The sequence below is a fragment of the Mycobacterium kyorinense genome (genome assembly GCF_001672775.1).
Classification (GTDB): domain Bacteria; phylum Actinomycetota; class Actinomycetes; order Mycobacteriales; family Mycobacteriaceae; genus Mycobacterium; species Mycobacterium kyorinense_A.
Window position 1 is genome coordinate 1 of the sequence record NZ_LZKJ01000147.1, and the last position, 20310, is coordinate 20310.

At 65.5% G+C, this 20310-nt stretch carries 20 protein-coding genes and 1 pseudogene; 10 read left to right on the forward strand and 11 right to left on the reverse strand.

Going from position 1 to position 20310, the window contains the following annotated elements:
• The 4 genes from A5707_RS16545 to A5707_RS16560 all read left to right on the forward strand — a co-directional run.
• Positions 1-666: SDR family NAD(P)-dependent oxidoreductase (locus tag A5707_RS16545; protein WP_065015549.1), on the forward strand; the 666-nt coding region annotated here is incomplete at its 5' end.
• Between the two features lie 22 nt (positions 667-688).
• Positions 689-1609 (forward strand): reductase, encoded by a 921-nt coding sequence (locus A5707_RS16550; protein WP_065015550.1) that lies wholly within the window; start codon positions 689-691, stop codon positions 1607-1609.
• A 3-nt stretch (positions 1610-1612) separates the two neighbouring features.
• Positions 1613-3073 (forward strand): flavin-containing monooxygenase, encoded by a 1461-nt coding sequence (locus tag A5707_RS16555; protein WP_065015551.1) that lies wholly within the window; start codon positions 1613-1615, stop codon positions 3071-3073.
• A 7-nt stretch (positions 3074-3080) separates the two neighbouring features.
• The gene (locus A5707_RS16560) at positions 3081-3971 is read left to right on the forward strand and encodes a MerR family transcriptional regulator (RefSeq protein WP_065015552.1); all 891 of its coding nucleotides are present in this window, start codon (positions 3081-3083) and stop codon (positions 3969-3971) included.
• Positions 3972-4060: 89 nt separating this feature from the next.
• Here A5707_RS16560 and A5707_RS16565 read toward each other — a convergent pair whose 3' ends face one another.
• On the reverse strand, positions 4061-5413 hold the full coding sequence (locus A5707_RS16565) for a salicylate synthase (protein WP_065015553.1): 1353 nt from the start codon (positions 5411-5413) through the stop codon (positions 4061-4063).
• Between the two features lie 342 nt (positions 5414-5755).
• Here A5707_RS16565 and A5707_RS16570 point away from each other — a divergent pair, with 342 nt between their 5' ends.
• The gene (locus tag A5707_RS16570) at positions 5756-5956 is read left to right on the forward strand and encodes a hypothetical protein (RefSeq protein WP_065015554.1); all 201 of its coding nucleotides are present in this window, start codon (positions 5756-5758) and stop codon (positions 5954-5956) included.
• On the opposite strand, the gene hemW is transcribed toward A5707_RS16570, so the two are convergent.
• The 3 genes from hemW to A5707_RS16585 are packed head-to-tail and all read right to left on the reverse strand — an operon-like array spanning position 5953 to position 8078.
• Positions 5953-7110 (reverse strand): radical SAM family heme chaperone HemW, encoded by a 1158-nt coding sequence (gene hemW, locus A5707_RS16575; protein ID WP_065015555.1) that lies wholly within the window; start codon positions 7108-7110, stop codon positions 5953-5955. The genes A5707_RS16570 and hemW overlap by 4 nt on opposite strands.
• A gap of 48 nt (positions 7111-7158) precedes the next feature.
• Entirely contained in the window at positions 7159-7539 is a 381-nt protein-coding gene (locus A5707_RS16580; protein WP_065015556.1) for a transglycosylase family protein, read from the reverse strand.
• Entirely contained in the window at positions 7536-8078 is a 543-nt protein-coding gene (locus A5707_RS16585) for an Mce protein (protein WP_156658051.1), read from the reverse strand. The genes A5707_RS16580 and A5707_RS16585 overlap by 4 nt, the downstream gene beginning before the upstream one ends.
• A 204-nt stretch (positions 8079-8282) precedes the next feature.
• Here A5707_RS16585 and A5707_RS24985 point away from each other — a divergent pair, with 204 nt between their 5' ends.
• From A5707_RS24985 to A5707_RS16600, 4 genes are all read left to right on the forward strand, one after another.
• The gene (locus tag A5707_RS24985) at positions 8283-8339 is read left to right on the forward strand and encodes a hypothetical protein (protein WP_370485981.1); all 57 of its coding nucleotides are present in this window, start codon (positions 8283-8285) and stop codon (positions 8337-8339) included.
• Positions 8340-8452: 113 nt separating this feature from the next.
• Positions 8453-10120, forward strand: a complete 1668-nt coding sequence (locus A5707_RS16590) for a nitrite/sulfite reductase (protein ID WP_065015557.1) — start codon at positions 8453-8455, stop codon at positions 10118-10120.
• Complete coding sequence (locus A5707_RS16595; RefSeq protein WP_065015558.1) at positions 10117-10848, forward strand: phosphoadenylyl-sulfate reductase; 732 nt, start codon at positions 10117-10119, stop codon at positions 10846-10848. The genes A5707_RS16590 and A5707_RS16595 overlap by 4 nt, the downstream gene beginning before the upstream one ends.
• A complete protein-coding gene (locus A5707_RS16600; protein WP_065015559.1) occupies positions 10848-11591 on the forward strand; it encodes a sirohydrochlorin chelatase in 744 nt (247 codons plus the stop codon). The genes A5707_RS16595 and A5707_RS16600 overlap by 1 nt, the downstream gene beginning before the upstream one ends.
• A gap of 64 nt (positions 11592-11655) precedes the next feature.
• Here A5707_RS16600 and A5707_RS16605 read toward each other — a convergent pair whose 3' ends face one another.
• From A5707_RS16605 to A5707_RS24585, 6 genes and pseudogenes are all read right to left on the reverse strand, one after another.
• Positions 11656-12708 (reverse strand): sulfate/molybdate ABC transporter ATP-binding protein, encoded by a 1053-nt coding sequence (locus A5707_RS16605; protein ID WP_065015560.1) that lies wholly within the window; start codon positions 12706-12708, stop codon positions 11656-11658.
• Complete coding sequence (gene cysW, locus A5707_RS16610) at positions 12705-13520, reverse strand: sulfate ABC transporter permease subunit CysW (protein ID WP_065015561.1); 816 nt, start codon at positions 13518-13520, stop codon at positions 12705-12707. Before cysW ends, A5707_RS16605 begins: the two co-directional genes overlap by 4 nt.
• Complete coding sequence (cysT, locus tag A5707_RS16615) at positions 13517-14344, reverse strand: sulfate ABC transporter permease subunit CysT (protein WP_065015562.1); 828 nt, start codon at positions 14342-14344, stop codon at positions 13517-13519. Before cysT ends, cysW begins: the two co-directional genes overlap by 4 nt.
• Positions 14341-15324, reverse strand: coding sequence for a sulfate ABC transporter substrate-binding protein (locus A5707_RS16620; RefSeq protein ID WP_419866437.1), 984 nt, complete (start codon positions 15322-15324; stop codon positions 14341-14343). The genes cysT and A5707_RS16620 overlap by 4 nt, the downstream gene beginning before the upstream one ends.
• 158 nt (positions 15325-15482) lie before the next feature.
• On the reverse strand, positions 15483-15575 hold the full coding sequence (locus tag A5707_RS24990; RefSeq protein WP_419866436.1) for an Ms4533A family Cys-rich leader peptide: 93 nt from the start codon (positions 15573-15575) through the stop codon (positions 15483-15485).
• A gap of 224 nt (positions 15576-15799) precedes the next feature.
• A pseudogene (locus A5707_RS24585) lies at positions 15800-15988 on the reverse strand (hypothetical protein); the annotation flags it as partial.
• 129 nt (positions 15989-16117) lie between these two features.
• Here A5707_RS24585 and A5707_RS16630 point away from each other — a divergent pair.
• Complete coding sequence (locus A5707_RS16630; RefSeq protein WP_065015565.1) at positions 16118-18115, forward strand: glycoside hydrolase family 15 protein; 1998 nt, start codon at positions 16118-16120, stop codon at positions 18113-18115.
• 111 nt (positions 18116-18226) lie between these two features.
• Here the strand turns inward: A5707_RS16630 and lepA are convergent, their stop codons facing one another.
• Positions 18227-20080, reverse strand: coding sequence for a translation elongation factor 4 (gene lepA, locus A5707_RS16635; RefSeq protein ID WP_082969508.1), 1854 nt, complete (start codon positions 20078-20080; stop codon positions 18227-18229).
• Between the last annotated feature and the right edge of the window lie 230 nt (positions 20081-20310).

Here is a 20310-nt window from a genome sequence, read left to right on the forward strand (position 1 = left end):
GCTCCGGTGACCACCGCCGACCGCTGCGATGTCTCCCAGATCGACGACGTGGCCGACCTCGCGGCGCAGTCAGAGTCCTGGTTCGGCGCCGCGCCCACCCTGGTGATCAACAACGCCGGCGTCGGCGCCGGTGGGGCTCCCATCGGCGAAGTCTCCCTGGACGATTGGCACTGGACTCTGGGCGTCAACCTATGGGGCCCGATTCACGGCTGTCATGTGTTCGCGCCGATCCTGCGCGCCGCGGGACCCTCGAAAACGCCGCGGGGCATCATCAACGTCGCCTCGGCCGCTGCGTTCGGCGCGGCCCCCGGCATGGCCGCCTACAACGTGAGCAAGGCCGGTGTCCTCTCGCTGTCGGAAACCCTGGCCGCTGAATTGTCCGGTGCGGGGGTCAAAGTCACGGTGCTGTGCCCCACCTTTGTCAAGACCAACATCGTCGAGTCCGGCCGCATCAGTGCCCAGTCGACCGAGCTGGCGACCAAACTGATGCGCTGGACCGGGTTTTCGGCCACCAAAGTCGCACGCAGTTGTCTGGATGCCCACGATCGCGGCGAGCTGTACTGCATGCCGCAGCTGGACGCCAAGATCGGCTGGAACGTCAAACGTCTCGCCCCGGCGACCTACACCCGAACGGTCGGGCTGGTCTCGCGCGGCGGCCTGCACTGAAGATCGAAAAGGAGCGGCGCAGATGACTATCGACATGGACATGATGTTGGCCAAGATCAAGGACCGGCAATGGGCACTGGCTGACATCGATTGGGACGCGCCCGGTGCCGAAACCATCAGCGACGAGTTCCGGCCCAAGCTCAAAGCTTTCATGGCCGACCTGTGCTGGATCGAAAACATCGGTGCCCGCGGCTTTGCCGCGTTGGCCAAGAAGGCGCCCAACCCCACCATCGCCGAGATCTACCGCTACTTCCATGCCGAAGAGCAACGCCACGCCAACGCCGAACTGGCGCTGATGAAGCGCTGGGGCATGCTCGAGGACGGCGAGGTTCCCGAGCCGAATGTGAACATCCGGCTGGCCATCGACTGGCTGGACCGCTGGGCCGACGACATGCCGCTGTCTTTGCTTGGCACCGTCATCCCGATGCTCGAAGTCGCGCTGGACGGCGCCCTGTTGAAGTTCCTCCTCGACGAGGTGCACGACCCGGTTTGTCATCAGGTGTTCGAGAAGATCAACAATGACGAATCACGCCATCTAGTAGTCGATTTCGAAGTCCTCGACATGATTGGGCACGCGAAGGTCCGCCGGTTGCTGATCGACTTCGTCGGTCGCAATGCCACTCCGGGCCTCATCATCGGCGCCGTCACGGGTGCGCCGCTGATCAACAGAATCCGCAACGAGATCACCGCGATGGGTATGGAACCCGAGCGGCTGTATAAGGCCGTGAAACGATTCAAAGAGCTCGGCGACCGCGGCGCGAACACCGGGCGGGTACCGACTTATCGATTTCTGCGGCGCTACGCCGGCGTGGTCACGAATCCGCGCCACCCCTACCACCTGCTGGCCAACTCCATGGTGTGGCTTTCCGACCGGTATCCACGGCCCCTGCTGCCGGCGGTACCAACCTGGGTAAGAGAACTCACCCACGAGCCGGCGGCGTAACCGGTGCCTCCCAACCACATCTACTCGACGCTGATCGTCGGAGCCGGGTTCACCGGGCTGGGCGCCGCGATCAAACTCGCCGAGGCCGGCGTCGACGACTTCCTGATCCTCGAGCGCAGCGACGAGGTGGGCGGAACCTGGCGAGACACCAGCTATCCCGGCGCCAGCTGCGACATCCCGTCGCTGCTGTACTCATTTTCGTTCGTCAAAAACCCCAGCTGGTCACGGACGTACTCTCCCGCCGACGAAATCCGCCGCCACATCGAGGACATGGCCACCCGGTTCGACATCCGTCGCCGTATCGAATTCGGCCGAGAGGTCAACGGATTGTCGTTCGACGACGACGCCGGTGTGTGGACTGCAACCACGGTAGGCGGCAAGCGGTTTCGTGCCCGTACGGTGGTTTTGGCGTCGGGACCGCTGCCGGACTCGAGCTTTCCCGACATCCGCGGCATCGACTCCTATCGGGGCCACAAGATCCACAGCGCCCGCTGGGACCATGACTACGACTTCGCCGGCAAGCGCGTTGCCGTCGTCGGCACCGGGGCCAGCGCCATCCAAATCGTCCCCGAACTGGTCAAGCAGGCCGAGTTCGTCAAGGTGTTCCAGCGCACGCCCGGCTGGGTGCTGCCCCGCCTCGACGTCGCTACTCCGGCGGCGGTCCAAACCGTCTTCACGAAAGTGCCTGCCGCCCAAGAACTTGCCCGTCAAGCGCTGTTCTGGGGTCATGAGGCCAGCGCCACCGCGCTGGTGTGGAAGACACCGCTGACCTCGTTGGTGGCGCAGCTGGGGCGTGCACATCTTCGGATGGCCGTCAAAGACCCGTGGCTGCGCCGGCAGCTGACCCCCAGTTTTGCGCCGGGCTGCAAACGGATGCTGGTCTCCAGCGACTACTACCCCGCCCTGCAGCGCGACAACTGCAAGCTCATCGACTGGCCGATCGCCACGCTGAGTCCCGCGGGCATCCGCACCAGTGACGGCATCGAGCATCGACTGGATTGCATCGTGTTCGCCACCGGCTACGACGTGCACCTGACCGGTCCGCCGTTCCCGGTGACCGGGTTGGGCGGCCGGTCGCTGACCCAGGAGTGGGCCAACGGCGCACAGGCCTACAAAAGCGCCAGCGCACACGGGTATCCGAATTTGTTCTTCATGACCGGGCCCAACTCGGGGCCTGGCCATAACTCGCTGCTGGTGTATATCGAAGGACAGCTGGACTACGCGGTCCGCGGGATCACCACCGTCCTCGACAACGACCTGCGTTACCTCGACGTACGCGCCGACGTGCAGCGCCGCTACAACGAACGCATCCAGAAGCGGCTGACCAAGACGACCTGGATGTCCGGTTGCCGCAGCTGGTATCTGACCAAGGACGGGTTCAACGCGTCGATGTATCCCGGGTTCGCCACCCAGTATCTTCGACAGATGCGTGATTTCCGGTTCGCCGACTACGACGCGGCCTGATCCGCCGATGGCTCCCGACCGAGCGCCACGGGCCGAGGCCGGCACGATTGCCGGCGTACTGGCCAACCTGCGCCGGGCGCCCCAACGGGTGCGACGCCAGTCGCGCGAGGTCATCGAGACTGCCGTGGCGCAGCTGTTCGATGCGGCTGCACGCCAACCCTACGGCGTGTCCGGGGAATACCGCATCGATGACCTGGCGCGGCTGGCCGGTACCACCACTCGCAATATTCGGGTCTACCGCGACCGCGGTTTGTTGCCGCCGCCGTTGCGCGTTGGGCGCATCGCGCTGTTCAACGACACCCACTTGACCCGGCTGCGGTTGATCACCTCGATGCTCGACCGCGGATACAACATCGCCCACGTGCGGGAAATGCTCAGCGCGTGGGAGGAAGGCAAGAACCTCGGCGATGTGCTGGGTTTGGAGACCGCGATCGTCGGCACCTGGACCACCGAAAAGTCCGAGACAATGCCGCTCGCCGAGGCGCGGCGACGCATCGACGACCCGCCGGCCTTCGAGCGGCTGGTGGGCCTGGGCGTGATCCGCGTCAACGGCCCGCGGGCCACGATCACCCGACCCAAACTGATCGACGCGTTCAACGAGATCCGCAGCTACGGCGTCAATCTGGCCAAAATGATCGACCTGCACGAGCAGATCGTTCCGCTAGTCGACCAGATCAGCGAGATGCTGGTGCGCGCCGGCGCCGAGCACGTCGCTCATCGGCTCAAACCGGGCGAGGCGCTGCCTGCCGACACCGAAATCGCCGAGCTGATCACGATGCTGGTCCGGTTCCGCACCCAGGCCGTCGCCTCGGTCACCGCCACCTTGGCGTCGTCGATCGAATCGACAATCGAATCACTGGTCAGCAAGATTCTTGCCGACTACATGGAGAACGCCTGAGCCCATCCGCGCCGAGCGTGCGCAAAAACGGGCACAGCGGCGGCGTGTCGGCCGGGGACACGCACGCTCGCGCAAGGAGGCGCAACTCGTTAAGACCGCGCCACCAGGTAGGGGGCCAGCGTCGTCAGCTTTTCGCAGGTCTCCTCGAATTCGCGCTCGGGGTCCGATGCGCCGATGACGCCGGCTCCGGCACGCAGCCACGTCCGGCCGTCGTGTTCATAGACCGCCCGCAACGTCAGCGCAGCATCCATCCCACCGTCACTGGAAAACTTCACCACCGCACCGGAATACAGGGTGCGCGGACGTTCGTCGAGGCGCAGGATGGCATCGACGCTGGCCGCCTTGGGAATGCCGGATGCGGTGACCGCAGGGAACAACGTCTCCAAAGCATCCATCCGGTTTTTCGCCGTACACAGCCGGCCGCTGACCGTCGAGCCCAGGTGCTGCACGCTGCCGCGCTCGCGCACCGTCATGAAATCGGTGACCACCGCGCTGCCGGCTTCGGCGATCTCGGTGATCTCCTGTAGCGAGCTGCGCACCGACATCGCGTGCTCGACAATCTCTTTGGAGTTCGATTCCAGGTCGTCACGGGCTTGGCGATCGCGCGCCTCTCCCCGCCCCAGCGCGCGAGTGCCGGCCAGCGGCTCGGTGATCACGACCCCGTCGTCGCGGACCGCCGCGACCAGTTCGGGGCTGTAACCCACCGCGCGAAAACCGCCCAGTCGCAACAGAAACGACCGCGCCGGCGTGTTGTGCCGACGACCCAATCGATACGTCGCTGGGAAGTCGAGCCGAAACGGCACGTCGACACAGCGGGACACGATCACCTTGTGATAGCCGCCGCTGTTGATTTCGTCGATCGCTGCTGTCACTCGACCGCGGTAGCCGGTGTGATCGCTCCTCACATCGAGCGCAGACGCCGACGGCGTGGCGTCCAGACCGTCGCGCAACAACTGGCCGACCGCCTCGTGGTGGCGTCGCTCGGCGTCGACAAGCCGAACCGTCTCCTCGGTGATCACGATGCGGGTGCGCGGCCAAAACACCCGCGCCAACGGCGTATCCGGGGCCAGCCGGTCCTGCAGTCCAAAACGATAGGCGCCGAACTCGAAGGCGACCCACCCGAACAGCTCGTCGGTTTCCAGCAGCAGTCGGTCAATCGCCTCGCCGAGGACCGGTCCCGGGCGTCCCGACCAGGACTGCCGCTGGGTGACGCCGTCTCGGGTGACGCGCAACTCGTTGCAGTCCAGCTCGACCATGGCCAGCACCCCGGCGGCCAACACCCATTGGCCGTCGTGTTCGTAAAGCAGATACTCCTCGCCATCACACTCGGGCAGCGCGGCAGCCAGCTCGGCCGCGAGGTCGGCGGGGGCGATGTCAGCGGGTAACCGGAATGACCGCGACTCGGCGCCTACGGAACTTGTCTGGACACTGACATCGGTCACGGCTAGTAAGAGTAGCCTAACCTCAGAACGAGTGGGGAGGCGGCGGCCAAAATGCGCGGTCGGCTATTTAAGTAGTGCTGACTTTAACTGCCCTCGACTGCTCCACACCGGCTGTGATCACGGCCTGAACCATCGAATCGATCGCCGGCGACGCCCCATGCGTCGAGCCATCGGACAGTTCTCGTGCTTGGCTGATCATCGAACGTTTCCACAACGTTCAATCCGTAGTCCCGCAATGGATCGCGGCTCGGTACGGGCCATTCGTAGCATCACGTTCGGCCCGACCCGGTGACCAGATCCGCAGCCGACAACAACCGAACAGATTCGAGAGGGGCAACCACCGTGTTCACCATCCGGCTTCTCGACGGTGAGGAAGTCCACGCCAACGACGGCGACAAGCTATCGATCAACCATGACACCGGCGTCCTCACTGTTTCCCGGGTCGACGGTTTCGAGGAAGTCACGACCCATTTCTCGCCCTCGGCGTGGGGTTCGGTGACGCACCGCGTCAAGGGCGCCGGAATGAAGAGGGTGTCGGCCTAACCCAGCAGCGCGCGCACCACGCCGTCGGCCAGTAGCCGTCCGCGATCGGTGAGCACCACCCGGTCCGCCTCGTTGGTCAGCAAACCGTCGGCGACGGCGACCTCGGCACGTTCGCGCTCGACGGCATCGAGTAGGTCGAATGGCAGCCCCTCCCGCAGCCGGATGCGCAGCATCACCTCCTCGGTGTGCAACGCGTCGGCTTGCAGTGCCTCGAAACCGGCTACCGGCAGCGACGCCTCGGCAAGCCGCTGCGCATAGGTGTTGGGGTGCTTGACATTCCACCAGCGCGTTGCGCCGACGAAGCTGTGCGCTCCGGGCCCGGCGCCCCACCATTGGCCGCCGTTCCAGTATCCGAGGTTATGACGGCACTGCCCGCCGCGCCGGCTCCAGTTGGACACCTCGTACCAATCCAAGCCGGCGGCGCGCAGCGTCGCGTCCACCAGTTCGTAGCGATGCGCCAGCACGTCGTCGTCGGGCGCAGCCAGCTCGCCACGCCGGACCCGGCGCGCCAAGGCGGTGCCCTCCTCTACGGTCAGCGCGTACGCCGAGACGTGATCGACGCCGGTCGCCAGCACCGCATCGACCGAGCGTTGCACGTCGTCGTCGGATTCCCCGGGCGTGCCATAGATCAGGTCGAGGCTGACATGCTCGAAACCGGCCGCCAACGCCTCCCCGGCCGCAGCCGCCGCCCGTCCTGGCGAGTGCACCCGGTCGAGCGTGGCCAGCACCCGCGGCGCCACCGATTGCATACCCAGCGACACTCGCGTGTAGCCGGCCTCGCGCAGCGCCGCGAACAGCTCCGGCGACGTCGATTCCGGGTTGGCCTCGGTGGTGACCTCGGCATCCGGCGCCAGCGGAAAGTGCTCGCGGACCATGTCAAGCAGCGCGCACAGCCGCACACTGCCCAGCAGCGACGGTGTCCCGCCCCCGACAAACACGGTGCCCGCCGACGGCGCGCCGAGCATGCCGGCCGCCAGCTCGAGCTCCGACGCCAGCACCTGCAGCCATGCGTCGGGGTTGACCCCGCCCAACTCGGCCGGGGTGTAGGTGTTGAAGTCGCAGTACCCGCAGCGGGTCAGGCAGAACGGCACGTGAACGTACACGCCGAACGGTGCACCAGAAGTCAGCTGCACGTCAGGCAGAGATGTCGTCACGGCACCCCATCATCCCATGGGAAGCCGAGCGCACGCTGTGCCGAGCGACTACCCGTTGAGTTGGTTGAACATATAGGTCAACAAGTGATTCAGCGAGCCCACCCGCGCCGGCTTACTAGCACCACCAGGCGAAGCGCACGACGGCCACGCTTTAGGCCCCTGGGTCGCCATGATCCGCTGCGCCACCTGGATCTGCTGGGCGCGCGAGGCGTGTTGCGGTGAACCAATGCCGCCGTTGTCTTCCCAGGTTGCCTTGCTGATCTGCAAGCCGCCGTAGAACCCGTTACCGGTGTCGGCCGCCCAGTTACCACCGGATTCACACTGCGCCAGCGCGTCCCAATTGACCGCGTCGGCGGACGCGATATTGCTGATCGGATTGATCGACGCCGCCACGATCGCAACTGCCGCCAGTCCGCACCAACGTTTCATCGCAACTGCACCTTGCTGGCCAGCCACTGGCCGTCGACTTTGTCCATGGTCATGTTGACGAGGCTGAAGTCGGTCTCGGCGTCGGGATCATCGGTGTTGGTCACCAGTTGCTCGACAAACAGCAGAACCTCGACCTGGTCGGGGCTGGCCGACTTGACCACCGATTCGACGACGCGACCCTGCGTAGCTGCCTGGTGGTCGAGCAACACCGTGCGCAGCGATCCGTTGGATTTGACGTAGCGTTGCTTGAACTCACCAGTTGCGCCATCGCGGAGCGTCGCGACGTTGCGATCCATCGCCTGGCTGTCGAAATTGGTCAGCGCGACAGCGTATTTCACTGCCGCGGCGACTGCCTGCTGGCTGGCTATCTGTGTCTGGTGTCGCTCGTATTGAAGCCACCCCACATAACCGCCGGCTCCGGCCAGGACGGCCACCAGCGCTGCGATGGCAAGCCAGCGGCTTTTCACGCGCGGTGACGCCGGCGCGGCGTTGTGGTCTTCGTCACGAACGCCGGCTTGCGAAGGATCCGTATCAGTCATGTCAACCGCCTACCTGCCCGCGCCGGATGGCGTGCGCCCAGGTAGTTTGGCCCAGCGCTGCCGGCATCTGAGGGACCGACACACCGGTCGTCGGGCTTTTATTCACGGTGATCGCAATTTCGACCCGGTCGGGCGGCTTTTCGGCATCCATGGCACAATGGCCGGGTGACCGCCGCCCACCGCAGCCAGCTTCGCATTGCCTTGGTGGCGCGCCGGCATATCGATCTCAAGCGTGTCTGCAGCTGTCGCTGTCTGCCTTGATGTCGTAGACCCGCCCACCCTGTACTTGCAGCTGGCCGCGGATCTGCGCCGCCGGACAGCCAACCGGTGATGTGCGCGTTCCCAGCCGGCCCCTCCGCGAAGGAGATCGCCGAATGACGACCCCCCGCCCCGCCAAAGGTCGCTCCGAAGGCCAATGGGCGCTCGGCGAGCGTGAACCGCTCAATCCCAACGAGCAGCTCAAGGTCGACGACGCACCCCTCAATGTGCGGGACCGAATCGAAAACATCTACGCCAAGCGTGGTTTCGACAGCATCGACAAGACCGATCTGCGTGGCCGGTTCCGTTGGCTGGGTCTCTACACCCAGCGTGAGCAGGGCTACGACGGCACCTGGACCGGCGACGAGAACGCCGACCTGCTGGAGGCCAGCTACTTCATGATGCGGGTGCGCTGCGACGGTAAGGCGCTGCCGGCCGCGGCGATGCGCACGCTGGGCGAGATCTCGACTGAGTTCGCCCGCGACACTGCCGACATCTCCGACCGGCAGAACCTGCAGTGCCACTGGATCGAGATCGAGAATGTCCCCGAGATCTGGAAGCGGCTCGAGGCAGTCGGACTGCAGACCACCGAAGCGTGCGGTGACTGTCCGCGCGGCATGCTCGGCTCGCCGCTGGCCGGCGAATCGCTCGACGAGGTCCTCGACGCCTCCCCTGCTCTCGACGAGATCGTGCGCCGCTACATCGGCAAGCCGGAGTACGCCAATCTGCCGCGCAAGTACAAGACCGCGGTGTCGGGGCTTCAGGACGTCGCACATGAGATCAACGACATCTCCTTCATCGGCGTCAACCACCCCGAGCACGGTCCTGGTCTGGATTTGTGGGTCGGCGGCGGGCTGTCCACCAACCCGATGCTGGCCAAGCGGGTCGGTGTCTGGGTGCCGCTGGACGAGGTGCCCGACGTGTGGGAGGCCGTCACGCGCGTGTTCCGCGACTACGGCTACCGGCGGCTGCGCTCCAAGGCCCGGCTGAAGTTCCTCATCAAAGATTGGGGCGTTGAAAAGTTCCGTGAAGTTCTCGAACAGGAATACCTGGGCCGCAAGCTGATCGACGGCCCGGCCCCCGAACCAGTCAAGCACCCGATCGACCACGTCGGCGTGCAGCGATTGAAGAACGGCCGCAACGCCGTCGGCGTGGCTCCGATCGCCGGGCGGGTCTCCGGGACCATCTTGACGGCGGTAGCCGACCTGATGGAGCGGGTCGGATCTGACCGGGCGCGGTTCACGCCGTATCAGAAGCTGATCATCCTCGACGTGCCCGACGAGCGGCTCGATGAGATGGTCGCCGGTCTGGACGCCTTGGGCCTGCAGTCACAGCCGTCGCACTGGCGGCGAAACCTGATGGCGTGCAGTGGGATCGAGTTCTGCAAGTTGTCGTTCGCCGAGACCCGTGGGCGCTCGCAGGTGCTGGTGCCCGAGCTGGAGCGCCAGTTGGAGGACATCAACGCTCAGCTCGATGTGCCGATCACGATCAACATCAACGGCTGCCCGAACTCGTGCGCGCGCATCCAGGTCGCAGACATCGGGTTCAAGGGCCAGATGGTCGACGACGGCCACGGCGGCTCAGTCGAGGGCTTCCAGGTCCATCTCGGCGGCAGCCTCGGGCTCGACAGCGGTTTCGGCCGCAAACTGCGCCAACACAAGGTCACCAGCAGCGAGCTGAGCGACTACATCGACCGGGTGGTGCGCAACTTCGTCAAACAACGCGATGACGGCGAGCGGTTCGCCACCTGGGCGGCCCGTGCCGACGAGGCGGATCTGCGATGAGCGGCGCGACGGAGGCGGAGCTTAGGGAGCTTGCCGCTCGCGGCGCGGCGGAACTGGCCGGCGCCAGCGCCTCCGATCTGCTGCGCTGGACCGACGAGAACTTCGGCGGCGTCAATGGGCCGCGGGGTGCAGCGACCTGTAACTACGTCGTGGCTTCCAACATGCAGGACGCCGTGTTGGTCGATCTGGCGGCCAAGGTACGGCCGGGGGTTCCAGTGCTGTTCCTCGACACCGGCTATCACTTCGTCGAAACCATCGGCACCCGCGACGCGGTCGAGGCGGTCTACGACATCCGGATCCTCAACGTCACTCCTGAGCAGACGGTGGCCGAGCAGGATGCGCTGTTGGGCAAGGACCTGTTCGCTCGCGAGCCCAACGAATGCTGCCGGCTGCGCAAAGTGGAGCCACTGTCCAAAGCGCTGCGCGGCTACTCGGCCTGGGTCACCGGGCTGCGCCGCGTCGAGGCACCGACTCGTGCCAACGCTCCGCTGATCAGTTTCGACGAAGCTTTCAAGCTCGTGAAGATCAACCCGCTGGCGGCGTGGTCGGATCAGGACATGGACGACTACATCGCCGAAAACGATGTGCTGGTCAATCCGCTTGTCTACGAAGGTTATCCGTCGATCGGCTGCGCACCGTGCACGGCCAAGCCGGCTGAGGGCGCCGACCCGCGCAGCGGACGCTGGCAAGGGACGGGCAAAGTCGAATGCGGGTTGCACGCCTCGTGATGCTGGGTTCATTTAGCGCCGAGCCGCCACACTCGGCTCCACCGAGTTTGCGGCCGCCGCTGGTGCTCACCGCCCACGGCAGTGCGGATCCACGCTCGGCGGCCAATGCCCGGGCCGTCGCTGCTCTGCTGCGACGCATGCGCCCGGGTCTGGACGTGCGGGTTGCCTTCTGCGAGCAGAACTCGCCGATGCTGGCCGACGTGGTCACGCCGGGTTCGGTGGTGACACCGTTTTTGCTGGCCGACGCCTACCACGCCCGCATCGATATTCCTCGCCAGATCGCGGGGCGCGCCGGGGTGCGGCAAGCCGAAGTGCTCGGTGAGGACGACCGGCTGATTGCCGTGCTGCGCGAAAGACTGCGCGAACTAGGCGTTTCTGGGCTCGACCACGACCTCGGCGTACTGGTGGTGGCGATCGGCTCGAGCGATGCCGCGGCTAATGCGCGCACGGTGACGGTGGCCGCACGGCTCGCGGCGAGCACCAGTTGGGCCGGTGCGACGACGGCGTTTGCGACCGCGGCCGGCTCGCTGGCCGAGGCCGCCGACCGGTTGCAAGACGCTGGTGCTCGACGGCTGGTGATCGCGCCGTGGTTCCTGGCGCCGGGACGGCTGACCGATCGAGTGGCTGATTTTGCGCACGATCGCGGTATTGCCATGGCGGCCCCGCTGGGCGCGCATCCGCTGGTGGCTCAGACGGTGCTGGACCGCTTCGACGCAGCGCTGACCGAGCAGGCTGCGGCCTGACCATCTCTGGCGCGAGCATCTCTGGCGCGAGTGTCTCTGGCGCGAGCGTGCGCAAACCCGGTAATTAGGTCGGCGTGTCGACCGGGGACACGCACGCTCGCGGCAAGGGGAGATCGGGCACTCGGGTGGCGGCCGCGTAGACGGTGTCCCCTTCCTTCAGGCCCAGCGCCTCGGCGTCGCCCCGGGTGATCTGCGCGGTGAACGGGCCGCCGGTGGCCGCGTTGGTCAACTCCACGCGGACCTCGAAGCCCAGCATCACCACACGGTCGATGGTGGCGCGGATGACGCCGGCAGATCTGGCGGCGTCGTCGCTGGCAGCGATCTTCATGTCGGGATTGCGCCCGACCCGGATGTCGTGCGGGCGCACCAAGGTGCCATTCAACGAGGACACCGCGCCCAAAAACGACATCACGAAGGCGTTCGCAGGACTGTCGTAGACATCCGCCGGGGATCCGACCTGCTCGATACGCCCCTTGTTGAGCACGGCGATGCGATCGGCCACGTCGAGCGCCTCGGCCTGGTCGTGGGTGACCAGCACCGTGGTGACATGCACCTCGTCGTGCAACCGCCGCAGCCAGGCCCGCAGATCTTCGCGAACCTTGGCGTCGAGCGCACCGAACGGCTCGTCGAGCAGCAGCACCTGCGGGTCGACCGCCAGCGCGCGAGCCAGCGCCATGCGCTGCCGTTGACCCCCGGAGAGCTGATTGGGGTAGCGGCTTTGAAAACCGCTGAGCCCCACCACCTCAAGCAAGTTGTCGACTTTTTTCGTGATCTCCGACTTCGGCCGCCGGCGGATCCGCAACCCGAATGCGACGTTGTCGCGGACGGTCAAATGCTTGAAGGCGGCGTAATGCTGGAACACGAACCCGATGCCCCGCCGCTGCGGTGGCACCCGGGTCACGTCGCGGCCGTTGATCGTGACGGTTCCGGTGTCGGGCCTGTCGAGTCCGGCAATGGCGCGCAACAACGACGACTTGCCCGAACCGCTGGGGCCCAGCAGCGCTGTCAGCGAACCGGCGGGCACCGTGAAGTCGACGTTGTCGAGTGCGACGAAGGTGCCGTGGCGCTTGTTGGCGCCCTGCACGATGATCGCGTCCGACCCCGGGTTGGCGGTCATGCGGCCTCCTTGCCGGTACGTCGGACGTCGAGCAAGACCTGAACGATCAGCACCACGACGGACACTCCCATCAGCAATGTCGACAACGCATAGGCACCGTACTCAGCGCCGCGGTTGTAGCGGTCGGAAACCAACAACGTCAAGGTCTGCGATTTGCCGGGCAGGTTCGACGACACCATGAGCACCGCGCCGTATTCGCCGAGTGTGCGGGCGATGGTCAGCACGATGCCGTAGGTGAGGCCCCAGCGGATCGACGGCAACGTGATCCGCCAAAAGGTCTGCCACCAGGTCGAACCCAGTGTCGCAGCGGCCTCCTCCTGGTCGGTCCCCAACTCGTGCAACACCGGTTCGACTTCGCGCACCACGAATGGCAGCGTGACGAAGACACTAGCCAGCACGATCCCGGGCAGACCGAAGATGATCTTGAGCCCGAAATCTCTCTCGACGAACCCCAGCGCGCCGGCCGACCCCCACAGCACGATCAGCGCCACGCCCACGATGACCGGCGAGACCGCAAACGGCAGGTCGATGATGGCCTGCAACAAACCCTTACCGCGAAACCTGTTGCGCGCCAGCATCAAGGCCGTCGGAATACCGAAGATGACGTTCAGCGGTACCACGATCGCCACGACCAGCAACGACAACTGCAGCGCCGAGATCGCCGCGGGCGTGCTGATATAGGCGTAGAACTGGCCGATGCCGGGCGAAAAGGTTCGCCACAAAATCACCGCAACCGGAACGACCAGCAGCACGGCGACGTAGCCCAACGCAATGCAGCGGATGAGGTAGCGAACGCGCGGTGAGGTCGTCATCCCGACAGCTCCTCGCGCTTAGCGGCGCGTGAACCGACAGTGCGCAAGAGTAACAGCACAACGAACGAAATACCCAACAGCACAATGGATATCGCGGCCGCACCGGTGCGGTCGTCGTTCTCGATCAAAGTGCGGATCCACTGCGAGGAGACTTCGGTTTTCCCGGGTACCGCGCCGCCGATCAAAACCACCGAGCCGAACTCGCCGATGGCACGTGAAAACGCCAGGCCCGCACCGGTGAGCAAGGACGGCGTCAGCGACGGCAGCACCACGGAGGTGAAGATCGTCGCGCTATTGGCGCCCAGCGATGCCGCCGCCTCCTCGGCCTCGCGGTCGATTTCGAGCAGCACCGGTTGCACGGCGCGCACCACGAACGGCAACGTGACAAACGCCAGCGCCACTCCCACGCCCCACCCGGTGTGCTGCAGATGCAGCCCCACGGGGCTGTTGGGACCGTAGAGAGCCAGCATCACCAGGCTGGCGACGATGGTGGGCAACGCGAACGGCAGGTCGATGATCGTATCGACGAGCCGCTTACCCGGGAAATCGTCGCGCACCAACACCCAGGCGATCACCAGGCCGAACACCAGATTGAGCACCGTGACCCCGGCCGAAATGGTCAGCGTCACCCGAAACGACTCGAGCGCGGCATTCGAGGTGACGGCCAGCCAAAACGCGCGCCAGCCGCCGTCGACTGCTTGCCAGGCGATCGCGGCCAACGGCAATAACACGATCACCGACAGCCACACCGTCGCAACACCGACCCGCAACGGGGTGTTGCCGCGGCGCGCCTGAGTCGAGTGGGGTGCGATCGTCGCTGTCATCCGGTGGCCTGCATGTAGATCCGGGTGATGCTGCCGGAGTTCTTGTCGAACAGCTGCGGGTCCACGGTGTCCCAGCCGCCCAAATCAGTAATCGTCCACAGCTTCGTCGGTACCGGGAACTGGTCACGGAAATCGGCGGCGACGGCCGGATCCACGGGCCGGAAACCCGCGGTCGCCCACAACTTCTGGGCCTGCGCCGTGTACTGAAAGTTCTTGAACGCGGTCGCGGTGTCCAGATGCGCGGTGGTCGTCACAACCGCCAGCGGGTTGTCGATTTTGAAGGTCTGCGGCGGGTTGACGTGGGTGATCGGCTTGCCTTGCCGCTCGGTGGCGATGGCCTCGTTCTCATAGCTGATCAGCACGTCGCCGCTGCCCTGGACGAACACATCGGTGGCCTCGCGTCCCGACCCCGGACGCAGTTTGACGTGTTGGCTCACCAGCTTGTTGACGAAATCCACTCCAGCTTGGGGGTTTCGTCCTCCACCACTCTTGACGGCGTAGGGGGCCAGCAGATTCCATTTCGCCGAGCCCGAACTCAGCGGACTGGGGGTGATGACTTCCACACCGGGCTTCACCAAGTCGTCCCAGTCTTTGATGTTTTTCGGATTGCCCTGGCGCACCACCAGCGTCACCACCGACCCGAACGGAATGCCCTTGGTGGCGTCCTTGTCCCAGTCCGCGGAAACCTTGCCGGCCTTGACCAGGCGGGTGATGTCGGGTTCGACGGAGAAATTCACCACGTCGGCCGGTTTGCCGTCGACGACGCCGCGCGACTGATCCGCCGAGGCCCCGTACGAGCTGACGACCTGCACGCCTTTGCCGTCCTCGGAGGCGTTGAACGCGGGAATCACCTTGCTCCAGCCAGGTTCCGGAGCCGAGTAGGCGACCAGCGTGATGCTGACGCGGGCATTGCGCGGACCGCCACCGCCGACCACGTCGCTGGCGCCACCGTGGCAGGCGGCCGCGACGGCTGCGACCATCGCGAGGGCGACGACACGCCATCCCCTGAGGTGGTTTAGCATCGGTGACCTTTCGGGCTGCGGGAATCGAATCACCGCGACGGAAAGGCCTCAGGTCGTTCAGTGACCAGTACTCGTCAGTTGCACCGACGCCGACGCCAGACCGCGCGCGTATGGGTTCAGCGACGACAGTGCACATCGGCGACAGCGGAATCACCCACGGCAATGAGTGCCAAGACATAGCACTCCCGGTTGCCGGACGCTGCGCGCATGCCGCGAAGCCTAACAGAATCCGCTGCACCGGCACGGCGAGCCGGCGACTGTCAGCGCGTCAGCCACCACATGACGATGACCAGTACCACCAGCAGGATCAACACCAACGTCACCTGTGATCGGGGCATACCGCTCATCTGGACTCCTCGTCGCCGCCCGGCGACGATGCGCGCTGTGGAACACCAGCGCGAGGTGGGGGTACCGCCTGCTTGCGGGGGAAAACCGGGCCATCGGACGGCTGCCGGACGCGCCGCATCACCACGATGCCGCGACCCAGCATGGTGTCCAGCGCCAACGCGATCAGGTAGGCCAAGATCAGCACGACCGGCATCACCACGATGGTCTGCAGGACGAAGCCGAGTCCCGACAACCACAACTCGACGCCGTCCCACCAGCTGAGGAACCCGTTCACCGGGCTTACCCTATGCCGCACCTCTCGCGAATCCAATGTGTGAAGATCCACCAGGTGACATCAGGCCGGAGTCGCTCACCGCGCAGACCCGAGTAGACGCCGGACAGGTCCACAGATGATGATGTCGGCATGGTTTTGCACGCCAATTCGGCCGAAGAAGCTTCCGAGGAGGCCCCACCGTTCACCGTGACGTCGCCGGTGCCCTTCACGCCGACCGGGTCGTTGCGCAACCCGTTCCCGCCGATCGCCGATTACGCGTTTCTGTCCGACTGCGAAACGACGTGCCTGATCTCACCGGCCGGTTCGGTCGAGTGGTTGTGCGTGCCGCGACCGGACTCGCCGAGCGTGTTCGGCGCGATCCTCGACCGTAGCGCCGGTCACTTCCGGTTGGGGCCCTACGGGGTCTCGGTGCCCTCGGCCCGGCGTTACTTGCCCGGCAGCCTGATCATGGAGACCACCTGGCAGACCCACACCGGCTGGCTGATTGTTCGCGATGCGCTGGTGATGGGTCCGTGGCATGACATCGAGCGGCGGTCGCGCACGCATCGTCGTACCCCGATGGACTGGGACGCCGAGCATATTTTGCTGCGCACGGTGCGCTGCGTGTCCGGCACCGTCGAGCTGATGATGAGCTGCGAGCCGGCGTTCGACTACCACCGTGTCGGCGCGACGTGGGAGTACTCGGCCAACGCCTACGGCGAGGCCATCGCGCGGGCCAAACACAACCCCGACGCGTATCCGACGCTGCGGCTGACCACGAACTTGCGGATCGGACTGGAAGGGCGCGAGGCACGAGCACGGACCCGATTGAAAGAGGGCGACGACGTGTTCGTCGCGTTGAGTTGGTCCAAGCACCCTGCGCCGCAAAGCTATAAAGAAGCCGCCGACAAGATGTGGCAGACCACCGAATCATGGCGGCAGTGGATCAACATCGGCAACTTCCCGGACCACCCGTGGCGGGCTTACCTACAGCGCAGCGCGCTGACCTTGAAAGGCTTGACGTATTCGCCCACCGGTGCGCTGCTTGCTGCCAGCACCACCTCGCTGCCGGAAACACCGCAGGGCGAACGTAACTGGGACTACCGCTACGCGTGGATCCGCGACTCCACATTCGCATTGTGGGGCCTCTACACCTTGGGTCTGGATCGCGAAGCCGACGACTTCTTCTCGTTCATCGCCGACGTGTCCGGCGCCAACAACGGGGAACGCCATCCGCTGCAAGTGATGTATGGCGTCGGCGGCGAGCGCAGCCTGGTCGAAGAAGAGTTGCACCATCTGTCCGGTTATGACCAGGCACGCCCGGTCCGCATCGGCAACGGCGCCTACAACCAAGCGCAGCACGACATTTGGGGTGCCATCCTCGACTCGTTCTACCTGCACGCCAGATCCCGTGAGCAGGTCCCCGAGACGCTGTGGCCGGTGCTGAAAAAACAAGTCGAAGAAGCCTCGAGACACTGGCGGGAGCCCGACCGCGGCATCTGGGAGGTCCGCGGCGAACCGCAGCACTTCACCTCGTCGAAGGTCATGTGCTGGGTGGCGCTGGACCGCGGCGCCAAGCTGGCCGAGCGGCAAGGCGAGAAGAGCTACGCCCAGCAGTGGCGTGCCGTCGCCGAGGAGATCAAGGCCGACATCCTCGAGCACGGGGTGAACTCCAGCGGTGTGTTCACCCAGCACTACAACACCGACGCGCTGGACGCGTCACTGCTGCAGGTGGTGCTGACCCGGTTCTTACCGCCGGATGACCCGCGGGTACGCGCGACCGTGCTGGCTATCGCCGACAACCTCACCGAACAGGGTCTGGTGTTGCGCTACCGCGTGGAGGAGACCGACGACGGCCTGACCGGCGAGGAAGGCACCTTCACGATCTGCTCGTTTTGGCTGGTGTCGGCGCTGGTCGAGATCGGCGAGGTCAGCCGCGCCAAGCACCTGTGTGAACGACTGCTGTCCTACGCCAGCCCGCTGCACCTCTACGCCGAGGAGATCGAGCCGCGCACCGGCCGGCATCTGGGTAACTTCCCGCAGGCGTTCACCCACCTGGCGCTGATCAACGCCGTGGTGCACGTGATTCGCGCGGAGGAGGAAGCCGACTCCACCGGCGGATTCCAGCCCGCCAACGCCCCGATGTAGGCCCCTTACCTCGGGCGAGCGTGCCCCCCTTACCTCGGGCGAGCGTGCGTGTTCCCGGCGCCCGACACGGCGTGTCGGCCGGGGACACGCACGCTCGCGCGAGAGGTGGCGCTACTTTTTGGCCTTATCCCCCGCCGCGTCGGCGGACAGCGCCGCGACGAAAGCCTCCTGCGGCACGTCGACCCGACCGATGGTCTTCATCCGCTTCTTGCCTTCCTTCTGCTTTTCCAGCAGTTTGCGCTTGCGGGTGATGTCGCCGCCGTAGCACTTCGACAGCACGTCTTTACGGATCGCGCGAATGTTCTCCCGCGCAATGATTTTCGAGCCGATCGCGGCCTGCACCGGCACCTCGAACTGCTGACGCGGGATGAGCTCCTTGAGCTTGGTGGTCATCTTGTTGCCATAGGCGGCCGCGGCGTCCTTGTGCACGATCGCGCTGAACGCGTCGACGGCCTCGCCCTGCAACAAGATGTCGACTTTGACCAGATCGGCTTCCTGCTCGCCGGCTTCCTCGTAATCGAGGCTGGCGTAGCCGCGGGTGCGCGACTTCAACGAGTCGAAGAAGTCGAAGATGATCTCACCCAACGGCATCGTATAGCGCAGCTCCACCCGTTCTGGTGACAGATAGTCCATGCCGCCGAGCTCGCCGCGGCGGGATTGGCACAGTTCCATGATTGTGCCGATGAACTCGCTCGGCGCGATGATCGTGGTTTTGACGACCGGCTCGTAGACGGTGCGGATCTTGCCCGACGGCCAATCCGACGGGTTGGTCACCACAATGCGCTCGTCGGCCCCACCTTCCACGACCACCTGGTACACCACGTTGGGTGAGGTCGAGATCAGATCGAGGTCGAATTCGCGCTCCAGCCGCTCGCGCGTGATCTCCATGTGCAGCAGGCCCAAAAACCCACACCGGAACCCGAAACCCAGCGCCACCGACGTTTCCGGTTCGTAGGTCAACGCGGCGTCGTTGAGCTGCAATCGATCCAGTGCGTCACGCAGATCGGGATAGTCCGAGCCGTCGACGGGATACAGGCCCGAGTAGACCATCGGCTTGGGTTCGCGGTACCCGGTCAGCGCCTCGGCGGCGCCGTGGCGCGCGGTCGTCACGGTGTCGCCGACCTTGGACTGGCGCACGTCTTTGACGCCGGTGATCAGATAGCCGACCTCCCCGACGCCCAGGCCGGCGGTGGCTTTGGGCTCCGGTGAGACGATGCCGACTTCCAGCAGTTCGTGGGTGGCGCCGGTGGACATCATCGAGATCTTCTCCCGCGGGGTGATCTTGCCGTCGACCACCCGCACATAGGTCACAACCCCGCGGTAGATGTCGTAGACGGAATCGAAAATCATTGCCCGAGTAGGCGCTTCGGCTTCGCCGGTGGGTGGGGGGACTTGTTTGACGACGGCGTCGAGCAACTCGCCCACCCCCTCTCCGGTCTTACCGGAGACGCGGAGCACCTCGTCGGGTTCGCAGCCGATGATGTGGGCGATCTCGGCGGCGTAGCGGTCCGGATCGGCGGCGGGCAGATCGATCTTGTTGAGCACCGGAATGATCACCAGGTCGCGGTCCAACGCCAGATACAGGTTGGCCAGCGTCTGCGCCTCGATGCCCTGGGCGGCATCGACCAGCAACACCGCTCCCTCGCAGGCGGCCAGCGCCCGGGACACCTCATAGGTGAAGTCGACGTGGCCCGGGGTGTCGATTAGATGCAGGACGTGGTCGGTGTCGCCGACCCGCCAGGGCAGCCGCACGTTTTGGGCCTTGATGGTGATCCCGCGCTCACGCTCGATGTCCATCCGGTCGAGATACTGTGCGCGCATTGACCGGTCGTCGACGACGCCGGTGAGCTGCAGCATCCGGTCGGCCAATGTGGATTTGCCGTGGTCGATGTGGGCGATGATGCAGAAGTTCCGAATCTGCGCCGGCGCGGTGAACGTTTGGTCGGCGAAACTGCTGATGGGGATCTCCTGGTGGACTCATACGTGCGCGTCCGTCCAGGGTATCTAGGCAGCCGGGGCGAAACACAATCGCGCCGAAGCGCTGCCGCGACAAGTAGCAGGCCGAAATTAACTCCGGCCCCGGTCGCGCGAACGCGGCCGGGGCCGGAGACCCCCGTCCGGCGGGTTACGGGCGATGCAAACCGCCGGACATGCGTTGCTCGACCCCCTCCCTCCCGCGCCCCCCGCGCGGGGGT